The 11,947-nt window shown below is 70.4% G+C and carries 8 protein-coding genes; 2 read left to right on the top strand and 6 right to left on the bottom strand.

The genetic code is table 11. From position 1 onward, the window contains the following. Positions 1–2 precede the first annotated feature (2 nt). The 5 genes from JXZ78_RS36910 to JXZ78_RS36930 all read right to left on the bottom strand — a co-directional run bounded on the left by JXZ78_RS36910 (position 3) and on the right by JXZ78_RS36930 (position 7,918). Positions 3–1,115, bottom strand: coding sequence for a hypothetical protein (locus JXZ78_RS36910; RefSeq protein ID WP_030023376.1), 1,113 nt, complete (start codon positions 1,113–1,115; stop codon positions 3–5). Positions 1,116–1,202: 87 nt separating this feature from the next. Continuing rightward, complete coding sequence (fxlM, locus tag JXZ78_RS36915) at positions 1,203–3,284, bottom strand: methyltransferase, FxLD system (RefSeq protein WP_030023378.1); 2,082 nt, start codon at positions 3,282–3,284, stop codon at positions 1,203–1,205. 20 nt (positions 3,285–3,304) lie between these two features. Beyond that, positions 3,305–4,573, bottom strand: coding sequence for a lanthionine synthetase C family protein (locus tag JXZ78_RS36920; RefSeq protein WP_030023380.1), 1,269 nt, complete (start codon positions 4,571–4,573; stop codon positions 3,305–3,307). Further along, positions 4,570–7,521 carry a lantibiotic dehydratase gene (locus JXZ78_RS36925; protein WP_208870219.1) on the bottom strand — a complete coding sequence of 984 codons (2,952 nt, stop codon included), beginning with the start codon at positions 7,519–7,521 and terminating at the stop codon, positions 4,570–4,572. The genes JXZ78_RS36920 and JXZ78_RS36925 overlap by 4 nt, the downstream gene beginning before the upstream one ends. Positions 7,522–7,738: 217 nt before the next feature. After that, positions 7,739–7,918: an FxLD family lanthipeptide gene (locus JXZ78_RS36930; protein ID WP_030023383.1), complete on the bottom strand. Its 180-nt coding sequence runs from the start codon at positions 7,916–7,918 to the stop codon at positions 7,739–7,741. A gap of 521 nt (positions 7,919–8,439) precedes the next feature. Between JXZ78_RS36930 and JXZ78_RS36935 the strand changes: the two genes are divergently transcribed. Further along, positions 8,440–9,726: an NsdA family TPR-like regulatory protein gene (locus JXZ78_RS36935; protein WP_167745467.1), complete on the top strand. Its 1,287-nt coding sequence runs from the start codon at positions 8,440–8,442 to the stop codon at positions 9,724–9,726. After that, positions 9,723–10,262: a GNAT family N-acetyltransferase gene (locus JXZ78_RS36940; RefSeq protein WP_030023385.1), complete on the top strand. Its 540-nt coding sequence runs from the start codon at positions 9,723–9,725 to the stop codon at positions 10,260–10,262. The genes JXZ78_RS36935 and JXZ78_RS36940 overlap by 4 nt, the downstream gene beginning before the upstream one ends. A gap of 235 nt (positions 10,263–10,497) precedes the next feature. Here JXZ78_RS36940 and JXZ78_RS36945 read toward each other — a convergent pair whose 3' ends face one another. Then, a complete protein-coding gene (locus tag JXZ78_RS36945) occupies positions 10,498–11,946 on the bottom strand; it encodes a DHA2 family efflux MFS transporter permease subunit (protein ID WP_030023387.1) in 1,449 nt (482 codons plus the stop codon). Position 11,947: the final 1 nt, after the last annotated feature.

An 11,947-nucleotide genomic window follows, 5' to 3' on the forward strand; every position in this document is an offset into this window, starting at 1 on the left:
ATTCATGCAGGATCGGAGGGACAGGCAAGGTTCTCCCTGATCACGTTGTCGCCGGCGCGCACCGCTGCCGTCAGTTCTTCTCGCAGCCGGTCCGGGAGTGCCCTTGTCCCCAAGGCGCAGGCCCGCACCAGCGCACGACAGCCCTGTCTTTGCCTGTCCGTGGCGAACTCGCTGAATAGGGGATGCGCCAGGTTCTCACGTGCCGCATAGCCGTCTTCAGCGGCCGTCATCCGCCGGTAGAGGTCATCGACGAGGCGGTGCGCCGAGGGCGAATCGGCGCTGCCGATCGCGTCAAGGACCGTAAGGCCGAGCCGGATGTCGAAAACGGTCATGCCGGGTTCGGCCTGCCGCTCCAGACAGGTGGCTGCCAGCTCCGCCAAGTGGCCGTCGGCCCGCTGCCCAGCCAAATGACGGCACAGGACAGCCAGACAAGCCGTAACGGCCTGCTCCCACGGTTCGCCGGGCATCGTGTCGCCGAGCAGGGCAGTGGCTGCGGCCGTGTCACCCGTGACGAGAGAGGCCAGTACGGCAACCTGGCGCCCATCGAGCATCCGCTTGCCCACTCCTCGGTGAGCTTCGATGTGTGTCAGGGCCTCGGCCCAACGTCCCTCGGCGGTGAGGGCGCGGGTGCCGTCGGCAAGGAGCACCCGCCACAGCCATGCGCCGACCTCGTGGCGGTCCTTGTCGGTCGCGGTGAGGTCCGCCGGTACTTCGATGCCTTCGAACCGAGCGGCTGTGCCCGTCCCGGCCGCCTCGTAGAGGGCGAGCAGTCGCTGACGGCCCTCGTCCGTACGGCCGGCGCGGATCTGGAGGCGGGCGAGGTTGACGACCGGTTCCAGTCCTCGGATCGCGCTGGTGCTGGGGAGGGGACAGGCGTGCAGGTAGGCAGCGGCGTGCTGGTGACACATCTCGCGGGCGAGGTCGGGGAGGCCGAGGTCGGATGCGAGGAGCGCCGCCTGGTTGTAGACGGCCGAGGCGATTCCTTGATCGCTCTTCTTCACCGCGGTGTCGGCCAGGTCGACGAGCGCGTGCACGCGCTGGGGCAGCGGCAGGCAGGCGGGCCGGAATCGGGCGACGATAGGAAAGCGCTGGGCTACTGGTCCGTGCGGGTCCATGTATCCCCCAGGTTGTGAGTGAGGGCTGGTTGAGGCGACGGTGCCCGCCAACGTGTGCTGGTGGGCACCGTCATCTGCGCGTGGGCGTCAGTTCCAGTCGACGACGATGCGGTTCAGTGGGGTGTCGAGGGCGAAGAGGCCGGGACGCTGCTCAATCGCGGGTGCATCGAGAGGCTGGATCTCGAAGGTGGCCTCGCGGCCGCGGTACTCCTGGTCCCAGGTGCGGATGGCTGCGGCGACCTTCGCGGCGAGCTCGTCGCTGCCGGGTCCGTGGCCGATGACCCCGAACTCCCAGAGTTTGTCGCCTTCGGGGGTCTTTTCCTGCGACAGGCGCCGGGCGAGGTAGGAGACGGCGCCCTTGTCGACGGCCGCCGTCGATGAGGGGTAGGGGTCATCGGTGAGCAGGGTGCCCTTGGCGGTCTGCGGAAACAGCATCCGGATGAGGCCGGAGGGGAGGGCGCAGGTGACGAACAGTTCCATCCACTCGGGCGACTCCATGGCGCGGACCGTCATGCCGGTCCATTCCTCGATGCGCGACTGGTCGAGGACACCGGTCAGAGCTTCGGCGTCGATTCTCTGACCGGCGGGGGCCTGGAGCCGGACGGTGCCGTCTGTGCTGAGCGGGACGGTTCGGCGGTCATCGTCGGCGATGCCGCGCCTGAGCGGCATGAAGGTGTTCATCTGGCTGCTGAGGGAGGCCCACCGGCCGTCTTGCTGTTCGTAGGCAATGGAGCGGGACACCGTGCCCTTGAGGCGCTGGGGTACGAGGAGCCTGCCGCCGGGGGCGAGCTGTTGCAGCCAGGCGCGCGGCACGCCGTGCGCGCCGACGGTGGCGATGATGCGGTCGTACGGCGCTCCTTCCGCGTAGCCCAGGGCCCCGTCGCGGGTCACGGCCTCGGCGTTGCTGACGCCGACGGCGGCGAGGTGCACGCGGGCACCCTCCACGAGGTCGTCGTCGACATCGAGGGTGATCACGTGTCCACTTGCGCCGACCAGGTGGGCGAGCAGGCCGGCGTTGTATCCGGTGCCGGCACCGAGTTCGAGGACACGCTGGCCGGGCTGGACGTCGAGTTGGTCCAGCATGAGGGCGACCACGCCCGGCTGGGAGGCGCAGGAGATCGATGTGCCGTCGGTGTCGTACTTGATGTGCACCGGCGCGTTGGCGTAGGCGTCTTCGAGCGACGCGTCGGGCACGAACACGTGACGCGGCACGGTTCGCAGCGCCGCTTCGACGGCGGGCGTGCAAGCGTGTCCGTCGGCTCGGAGCTGGTCGACCAAGGCGTTGCGGAGGCGCGCAGCGTCCGCCGTGGGGGTGTCGATCGTGTCGGTGTTCACCGCGGTGACGCTATCGGCGTCGGTCGTCGCCTTGCCGGGCGACGCGGTGTGGTCACTCGTTCCCATGACTACCTCTCGTGCGATGTGGAACAGGGTGCTCTGGTCGTCCCGGAGGAGACCGGCGCGGTTGGCGTGGAAGATCACGTGATGGGCGATGACTGCCCGCAGGCCGCGGGTGAGCACGCCGCGGCGTGCGAGGCCGGCGAGCGTGTTACCCGCCCGTTCGAAGGCGGCCACCCATGCGTCGTGCCCGTGGAGCGGTCCGTCCGGGCGGCAGAGGCCGTGGGCGTCGGCTGTCATGAGCTTTCGTACGGCCAGGGCCAGCTCGGCGTTCCGTTCGGGAGCTGGAGAGATAGTGACCGGCCGGAGGGCAGCGATCTTCGCCCATACGTCACCCTGCTCGAACCAGTCGAGCCCGGCACCGCGCATCATGGCGCTCACCAGCAGGACGGTGGTCTCCCGGCGTCCCAGGCGTTTCGGGCTCGGCTGGTAGGTGAGCAGGTGGCGGGAGTCGCTGTGGAACAGGTCGTGGGCGGTGCCCATGGCATCCGGGCCGCCGAACGCGTCGGTCTCGGGCTCGTAGGTACCGGGCCGCCATGACTCGACCGTCCCGTCATCAGTGAGATCAGTCAGCAGCGACTCGATGACCGGAGAGGGCTGCTCGGCGAGGTACCGCAGCGGCCAGGGCTGCTTGTTCATGAACCACCAGCCGGTTATCTGTTCCTCGGCCTCGGCTGTGATCAGGGCGGGGCCGAGACGTTCGACGATGACGCGCCTGGCATTCGGACGGTCGGTGAAAGTGATGTTGTGCTGCTGCCAGTGGTCAGGGGGCACGGAAGTCCTTCGGTCGGTGATCAGGCGGTGAGTAGGCAGGCGTCCCAGGCGGTTTGGAGTGGTGCGGCGGCGCTGGGCGCGAGGAGGGCCAGGGCGATGCCGGCGGCGCCGTCGAGCAGACCTGGGCCCGGTTCCGCGTTCCGGACAAGTCCGGTGGCCATGGGTTCGGGGTCGGTGCCCGGCGGGGAGATCGCGTTCAGAAGTGGCGGCATCGAGGCGCGGAGTCGGCCCATGGTTGAGGGATGGGCGTCTTCGGCCGTGCGGGCGACGACATGAGCGAGGCCGACGAACCCGTGGCACAGGCCGAGATCTGTCGTGGCTTTGAGCTGGTTCGGGTCGGTGAGGGCGGCCACGAGCGCGTTTTCCGCATCGATTCGGCGGCCGGTGTCGCCGAGGGCGAGCGCGGCGAGTTGCTGGGCGCGGGCGAGGCCGGCAGTGCCGTAACACCAGGACGGCCGCCGAAGCGTGGACGAGTTGAGACGGCCGGTACGCAGTTCGGCCCGGGTGACCCAGTAAGGCCAAGCTGTTCCGCAGCCCGCCTTCTGCTGCCAGCGGTCCAGCCACACCAAAATGGTGCGCAGTGCCGTGTGGTAGTGATCGGTGACGGTGCCGTTCCGGACGGCGAGGGCCAGGAGTGCGAGCACTCCCCCGATACCGTGTGCGATGCCAATGTTGGCGTGCCCGCCGGGGAAACGGTGATCATCCGAGCCGCCCGAGGGGCTGGTGTCGGTCCACCAACCTGGCAGGGTCTCGTCGTGGTGGGTGATCGGTTCGGTGAGACGCACGCAGTAGTCGAGGACGGCGCGCTGGGTGGAGTCGCCGGGGTCGCGGCGCAGGAGGTAGGCGCCGTACCCGGTGAGGCCCCGGATGGTGTCGAACTCGGCGAGCTTCGGCAGGCGTCCGGCGTCGATGCGGCGGTGTGCAGCGTCGAGACGACGCCGGGCGTCGGCCCTGACCTGTCGGTCCAGTGTGTCCAGGGCACGCTGGTAGGCGCTGGGCAGGTGGTCGGCGGCGCAGGCCAGGGCGTGGGCGAAGGCGGGCGCCCCGTAGAAGGGGTGGCTGTCGGGACCGCTGGTGACCGGCTGGCGGGAGGCGGCGGCGAGCCAGTCGTGGGCCCGCTGCCAGGGCCCGAGGCCGCTTGCGGCTCGCTCGATGTGCAGGAGCGCGATGCCGGGTGGTCCGTAGGCGAGGTGCTGCCGGTGTTCCTGAGGGACGAGGGGGCCGGTACCGGGGTCGGCAAGTTGGGTGGCGATGGCGTCAGCCAGGGCGAGTGCTGGGTGGTCAGTCACGACGGCCTCCCGTTGGTTCGGGCGGACCAGGCCAGGGCGGTGGCGCGTACCAGGTAGAGGCACACCTCTTCCTCGGGGAAGTTGACCGCGACGTGCCGCACGAAGTGGACGTGCAGGAGGGAGGTGAGAACGTCGTCGAAGGCGATGCCCCGGGTGTCCGGGCCCGGCAGATGCATCCGGTACGCGGCGAGCGCCGCATCCCGGCCTGCCCATCCCGACACGATGTCCTCCCCGCCCTGGACTTCGCGCAGCGCTGCCCAGTCATCGGACGGGTTGGCAAGCCGTACGGCCTCGGCGAACTGCGGGCGCGGAACGGGTGCGGGGGCTGCCGAGGGGATGTGGTCGGTCAGCCAGCGCATCGCGGCTTCGGTACTGCCGAGGAATGCGGAGGCGATGGCAACGGTATGGGCCGCCACCAGTGCTCGCTGACCGGGGCGCTCCGGCTGGGCGAGCTGGGCCATGACGGCGCGCGAGTCCGCTCGGAACACGTCCTCGGCCCTCTCCCACGCGGCGCCGGAACCCCAGCGGCCCATCTCCCGGTAGGAGGTGGGGTAGCGCAGCTCGGCCAGCAGGCCGACGCTGCGCAGTTCGTCGGCCCAGGCGCTCACGGTGCGGGCAGTCCGGGTAAAGGCTTCGGGCCCTGGGAGGGCGATGCGTAGGCGGACGTGCTGGTCCGGGTCGCGGAAACGGATGAACCACCACGGTGGATCGCCGAGCTGTTCGAGGAGGCCAGGAAGGTGCTGGGAGAGCAGAGTGTCCTGACGGCGGGAGTCTCCGTACAGGGCGGCGAGCAGCACTGAGGAGGCGGCGGGAGTCTGCACCTGGGCCGCAGACAGAGTGCGAGCCCGAGTGGGGGCGGGCAGCGCCGGCCACTTCGGCGGCCGGGTCGCCTTGAGAGGGACCACGACCTCATGAGTTCGCCCGCCGCACCAGCCGTACGCCTCCGGTTCGGGGGCCTCGACGAGCACAGCCAGGTGCGTACGGTCGAGGTGTTGACGCAGGATCGCCCGGTGGCCGGCCTCGTCAAGATCAAGGAACAGGTGCCGGTCGTCCTCGCCGAGAAGCACGCGGCGAGGCAGCCGCCGCCGGGCCCGCCAGTCGGTGAGGGCGGCGTCCCACTGGGCCCGGGGGCCAGTGCGGCCGGGCAATTCGGACGCCTCCAGCCGCCAGCGCGCCGGGGCCAGCACCGTACGCCCGTACCGCAGCCGCGGCAGGAACGGCATCGCTGCGGCGGCGCCCCAGTCGAACACGGTGACCTGTGCGCACTGGGCGCGGGAGAGCTCGGTGAGGAACCGCACCAGCGGTGGAGTGTGCGTGCGCAGGTTCAGCGCGTGCATTCCGACGGCCTCCACGCGGTGGCCGCGCTCGGGGACGGCGAGGAACATGCGGCGGCCGTCACACCCGACGGCCAGGTCCTCCGGAGTGAGGACGGTGTCCTTCGGGCCGCGGTGCTCCTGAAGGCTGATCACGGTGGGGAGGGTCTGCGGGGCACGGGTGACATGAGCACTTTCCGGGAGCAGCGGCGGGAAGGAGAGCTGGGCGGGCACGGTGTTGTTGTCCGCAGCCGGGAGGTCAGCCAGCTCTGTGGTGAGGGCCTTACGGCTGGCGGGGGACAGCACGTCGAGGAACCGGCCTGTCGAGACACCCGCCCCGCGAGACACGCTCACGACCTCCAACCGGAACTGCCCGCGCTGCAACTGCCCCAGGCTGGCCGCGTGCACCCGCACCCCTGCCTCCAGGTGCGGCGGTAACCGGGGCTCATCGGGCCCCATGTCCAGGGTGGCGATCAGGTCGTCGGTGAGGACCACCTCGTCGCGGCCGTCGAGCACGGCGGCCTGCGCCAGGCGAACGAGGGCGTCATCCCGAGTAGAGACACGAGGCCGACGTACGCCGGCGGGGGTGCCCGGGTAGCCGTCGGGGTAGCCCGTACCGCTGTCCGCGACAGCCTCCGTGAGCGGCACCATGGTGCCGATGCCGTACCGCTCGTAGAAGCGCTGGTGGTACGCGTTCCACTCGGCGGTCCCGTACGGGCGGGCGCACACCCGCGTCAAGACGGAAGCGGCACGTTCGATCTCCCTGGCCACTTCCTCCGGCAGCACGATCTGCGCATCCAGTCGTAGGTCGTGAGCGATGGGGTGACGGCGCAGGCCGGGCACGAGAGCCCGCATCCGCGCCGCGACGCTTTCCCGGCCGCCGCGCGTGGCGCATTCCTCCAGGCCCACTCGGATCGCGCGCAGCTCACGCACCATCCCTGCGACCGGGGCGAAGCTACCGGTGTCGCTCGCATCGAGCTGCCTGAGCAGGTGCCCGAGGGCGTCGGTCTCGGTGCTCGGCGCGTGCAGGTTCGTGATCAGCACCCGCCGCTGGATCAGCTCTGTCAGCAGGCGGCGCGTCTTCTTCATTCCGGCTTCGGGAAACTCCGCCCTGAGCTTGTCCGCGAGGGTGCCGCAGGGGATCGGCGTCCGGGTTGCGGCGAGGACCGCGCGTACTGGTTCGGTCAGGGCCAGGGATGTCTCGACCGCGCGTCTCCGGGCTTCCTGGACATCGGACTGGAACGGCACGATGAGCCGGTCTCCCCGGCTTGTCGCGGTGTTGTTGGCGACGACGGTCAGCCGTTCGAGAAGGTCTGGCCACGACTCCAGCCGTTCGATCACGGCGGACAGCCACTCTGCCCCCGCACGGCCCAGGGCCATGTGCTGATTGCCCCAGGCCGCACGTGCCTCCGTCCCGAACTCCGCAGTGGTCACACCGGCGAACAGGCCGAAGGGGGTCGCTCGATGCTGGGCCCGCAGCAGATAACGGGCCACGGACAGCGCCGTGCGCCGCACGTCCCGTGAGGCAGGATTCTCGGCCATGCACAGGGACCGCACCCGCGCGGCCAGGACCGGGCTGGCGTGCTGAAGTGCCTCGGCCACGTCCTTGTCCGCCCAGACGGTACGCAACCACATCACACAGGCGGACGAACCGCGGGGCGAGCGGTCATCGAGGTCAGGGCAAGCAGGCATCGACAGCGAAGGCCGGGCCACGGCGCGCACGAGAGCGGTGGAACAGGTTCGAAACGCTGCGGGCGGAGCAACCACCGATTGCCTCCGTAGAAGGGGACGGGCGGCCGGTGCCGCCGCGCCGAAACGCGACGGCACCAGGACGGAGAGAGCTGGGACAGGGTCAGGCGACGTTGGTGGTGCAGGCGCCGCAGGTGGACCCGCAGTTGTCGTCGGTCAGGTTGACCAGCCCCGCCGGATCGGCGACCTCGACGAGGGAGACGTCCAGGTCGAAACCGTCGGTCGCCTCCGGCGGCTGCGGCCTTACCCGGGTGTGGCTGGGTACCACGGTGTTCCGTGTCATTTCTTCTGACTCCTCTTGTGAGTAGTGGCGTCGGGGTTGTGTTGCCAGTCGCCTCCGGGTGTCATCACGCGGAGGCTTGCCAGGCGGCCGGCCTCTCGGGCGACTCCTGACAGCCCGGCAAGAGGTGGCGGCGCTCACGGGCGCCGGCCTCACGCCGGAAGCCTGGTCAGGCCGGGGCTGACCGCTGCCCCAGCGAATAGGCAAGCGCCTGGGGCCTCTGGGACCGTCTGGCCATAAATGTCACGGTTGGCGGTGCTGCTGTGTTCCGCTCACTGAGGCTCGTCATCGGGGTAGGACCCTCGCGTTGTCTCGGCGCCCGGGCCGCTCCCCTTACGCATGAGGGCGCGGACCAAGCCGTCAACAGCCGCCCGAGAGGTGCCGCCGGGCGACCGACACCCAGACAACAGCGTTTGGATTCCCGCTGGTTAGGGCGATGGTTCAGTCAGCCGGGAGAATCACCTAGGGCGATTTGACCAGGCATTTGCCTGGGGTCCGGCTGGCGAGGGCGCTACCTTGCCTGGATGGACTCCACGCGCAACGCCGCTCTTGAGGCGTGGATGGCCGAACACGGTTACAGCTCCAACAGCCTCGCTGAGGCCGTGAACAGGTCCCTCGAACGTCTCACAGGTCGAACAGGTGGTCTCGACGGATCATCGATCCGGGACTGGAAGGCCGGCCGGGTCAAATGGCCCAAGTCGGCCGCCCGCAGGGCTCTCGAAGACGTCGCGGGCCTGCCTGCCGTCGCTTTAGGGTTCGTGCCACGGGGCCGGGCGCCGTCCGTCACCGCTTCACAGCAGCAGGAGGACCCCGACATGAAGCGCCGTACCCTCGTGGGCGGTATCGCTGCGGCAGCCGCCGCAGCGGCAGCCGCTCCGGGCGACACCTCGCCGCGCCGGATCGGAATGAGCGACGTCGACCGCCTGCAGAAGCGCTTCGCAGAGATCATCGCCAGCGACCACCGTCATGGCGGGCAACTCGGTACCGAGCAGAAAGCCGCCGCGCTCGCCGACGAGGCACTGAACCTCCAGAACGCGGGCAGCGCCTCCCAGCGTGTACGCGGCCGCCTCTACGCCTCCGCGGCGGCGTTCCGCTCCTCGGCCATGTGGGCAGCCATCGACGGTCGCCGCTACGACGTCGCGAAGGCCCACATGCGTGAGGCCCAGTCCCTCGCCGAAATGTCCTGCGATCAGTCGATCAAGTTCCGCATCTGGAGCCACGCCGGAACGATGTACCGGCACATGGGCCGGCCCGCCGACGCGCTCGCCGCCAACGACGTCGCCCGCAAACTGAGTCTCACGCGCAACGATCCCCTGTTCGCGTCCCTCGGCCTGGCCCGGCAGGGAGCCATCCACGGCACAGCGCAGGACAGAACCTCCACCCGCCGGGCGTTCGAGCAGGCCCAGGAAGCCATGCTGCGCGCCGACCCTGCGGACTACCGCCCCGTATGGATGCTCGCCTTCTACGACCAGGCCGAACTGGACTCCCTGGCCCTGTCGGCATACCTGGCACTCGGCGACTACCCAGCAGCCGAGTACCACGCCCACCGCTGCCTGGCCGCCCTCCGGCTCCACATGGTGCGCTCCCGAGCCATCGCCACCACCCGGCTTGCGCACGCGCAACTCGCCCAGGGAGCGGCCGACGCCGCCACAGCCACCGCGATGACCGTCACCGCCAACGCCGCTACCCAGCACGCCCGAGTGGCGCGCATGCTGCAAGAGTTCGGTGCCGCTCTGCGCACCATCGCTCCGCACACCGCCACCGTGCGAACTTGGACCGAGCACGTCGCCACCTGGAGGACCACGGTATGACCACGGCGCCCACCACCGAACTGCGCACCTTCGACACGCTCGACGCCGTCCGCGGTGACCTCCTCGATGTGTACGCCGAGGTACGCGCCCCCCTCCTCCACCTGCCGAACTACGCGGTCACCGCGTTCGGCGAGCGCCTGGACCGGCACAGCACCGAGCCCGGGTTCACGGCCGTCCTCGCGTACGCGAACGGACAACCCGTCGGCTACGCCTACGCCAACAGCATCGAGCGCGGCGACCGCTACTGGCAGCGCACCAGCCCGGAGCCGGCAGACATGTACACCGAGCACCCGGCCGTTGCTTTGAAGGAGATCGGTGTCCGGCCGGCCTGGCGCAAGACCGGCACCGCCCGCCGCATCCACGACGCCCTCCTCGCCGGCCGCGACGAGCCGTACGTCACGCTCATGGTCAACCCAGCCGCCGGCGAAGGAAAGGTTCATGCGCTCTACGACTCGTGGGGGTACGCGGACATCGGCGTGAGCCAGCCGTCACCGGCCTCACCGGTGCTCACCGTGATGATCCGAGCCAACCGCTGATGTCATGGTCATGCTCGCGCAAGGAAGGGTGAGCTCACCGAGCAGGCGGACGCATTGCGCACGATGCGTAGGTGGGCGCACGGTGAGGCACCGTCGTCACAAGCCGGACCAAGCACCACACGGCATCCACGAGCATCGTCGAGCATGTGTTCCGACCCACTCCGGAAGCTGAGCACCGTGATGCCCATGACTGCGCCCCGCCCCGGGTGCGCAGTCACGTCCGTACGGCAGAGCCTCAGCCCACCGCCGGAGCCTGAGCCCCCTCCCCCGTTTCCTCGTCGAGGTCGTCGGCGAAGGGCGGCGGTTGCGGCGGGTTCTTCGGGAGTCGTACGGCGATCAGCGCGCCCACGGCGACCAGCGCGGCCGTCACCCATACCGCGGCCCGGTACGGGGCCGGGCCGGTGCTGCCCGTGCCGTGGCCGCCGATCACGCCCGCGCAGACGGCGATGCCGAGGGCTCCGCCCAGGGTGCGGACGATCTGGAAGAGGCCCATCGCGCGGCCCATGTCGGGCGGCGCGATGTCCTCGAAGCCGGCGAGCTGGACGGTGAGGACGGCTGTGCCGAGCACCAGGCCGATGGCGAACATCAGGCCCCGTACCAGCCAGGCGTTGTCCGCCGCGCCCGGTACGGCGAGGGCGGCGAAGACCACCGCGGCGAGCAGCAGGGCGGGGACCGCGAGGCGGCGCGGGCCGATGCGCGGCAGCAGCCGGTCGACGACCTGGGAGGCGAGCATCAGGCCGATCGCCTCGGGGAAGACGCTGAGGCCCGCGTCCAGGGCGGAGGCGCCCAGGGCCGCCTGGTAGAGCAGCGGGAAGACGAACAGGACGCCCATCAGGCCGGCGGCGGTGAGTACGGCGAGTGCGGAGGCCGTGCCGTACGCCCGGCCTGCCAGCAGCCGGAGTTTCAGCAGTGGCTCCGGTGTGCGGAGCTGGTGGACGACGGCGGCCGCCGTCAGCACCACGCCGAGTACGGCGGCGGCCGCGACGGCGGGCTCCGCCCAGCCGTGCGAGGGGCCGAACCCGAGCGCGTAGGTGAGCAGGCCGAGGCCCGGGGTGGCGAGCCAGAACCCGGCCCGATCGAACGGTCCCGGTACGCCCTCGACGTGCTCGCGCAGTCCGAGGACGCCGAGCAGGACGGCGGCGGCGCCGATCGGCACGTTCACGAAGAACAGCCAGTGCCAGGACAGGTGCTGGGTGAGGAAGCCGCCCAGCGGCGGGCCGAGCGCGGGCATCAGGGCCGTCGGCACGATGAGGACCTTGGACAGCTTGGCCCGTTCGTGCGGCGGGAACGCGCGGAACAGCAGGGTCATGCCGACGGGGGTGAGCAGGCCGCCCGCCAGGCCCTGCACCGCCCGTGCGACGACCAGCGCGGACAGGTTGGGCGCGAGGCCGCAGGCGGCCGAGGCGGTGGTGAAGACGGCGAGCGCGCCGAGGAAGACGCGTTTGGTGCCGTAGCGGTCGCCGAGCCAGCCGGCGACCGGCAGGGCCAGCGCGAGGGCGACGAGGAAGGCCGTCTCGACGGTGTTGGCCGCGGAGACGGGCTGGCCGAAGTCGCCCGCGATGGTGAACAGGGCGGGGTTGACGATGGTCGAGTCGAGGCCGTTCATGCACATGGCGGCCGTGTAGACGAGGACGACGGCGGTTCTCGGGTTCAGCCGGGGTGAGGGAGAAGGTGCGGTGGTCATC

Source organism: Streptomyces monomycini (genome assembly GCF_022271435.1).
GTDB lineage: Bacteria > Actinomycetota > Actinomycetes > Streptomycetales > Streptomycetaceae > Streptomyces > Streptomyces monomycini.

Excerpts from the sequence above, each read along its gene's own strand:
- JXZ78_RS36910 (WP_030023376.1), bottom strand. The coding sequence starts at position 1,115 with ATGGACCCGCACGGACCAGTAGCCCAGCGCTTTCCTATCGTCGCCCGA.
- JXZ78_RS36925 (WP_208870219.1), bottom strand. The coding sequence starts at position 7,521 with ATGTGGTTGCGTACCGTCTGGGCGGACAAGGACGTGGCCGAGGCACTT.
- JXZ78_RS36930 (WP_030023383.1), bottom strand. The coding sequence starts at position 7,918 with ATGACACGGAACACCGTGGTACCCAGCCACACCCGGGTAAGGCCGCAG.
- JXZ78_RS36935 (WP_167745467.1), top strand. The coding sequence starts at position 8,440 with ATGGACTCCACGCGCAACGCCGCTCTTGAGGCGTGGATGGCCGAACAC.
- JXZ78_RS36940 (WP_030023385.1), top strand. The coding sequence starts at position 9,723 with ATGACCACGGCGCCCACCACCGAACTGCGCACCTTCGACACGCTCGAC.
- JXZ78_RS36945 (WP_030023387.1), bottom strand. The coding sequence starts at position 11,946 with ATGACCACCGCACCTTCTCCCTCACCCCGGCTGAACCCGAGAACCGCC.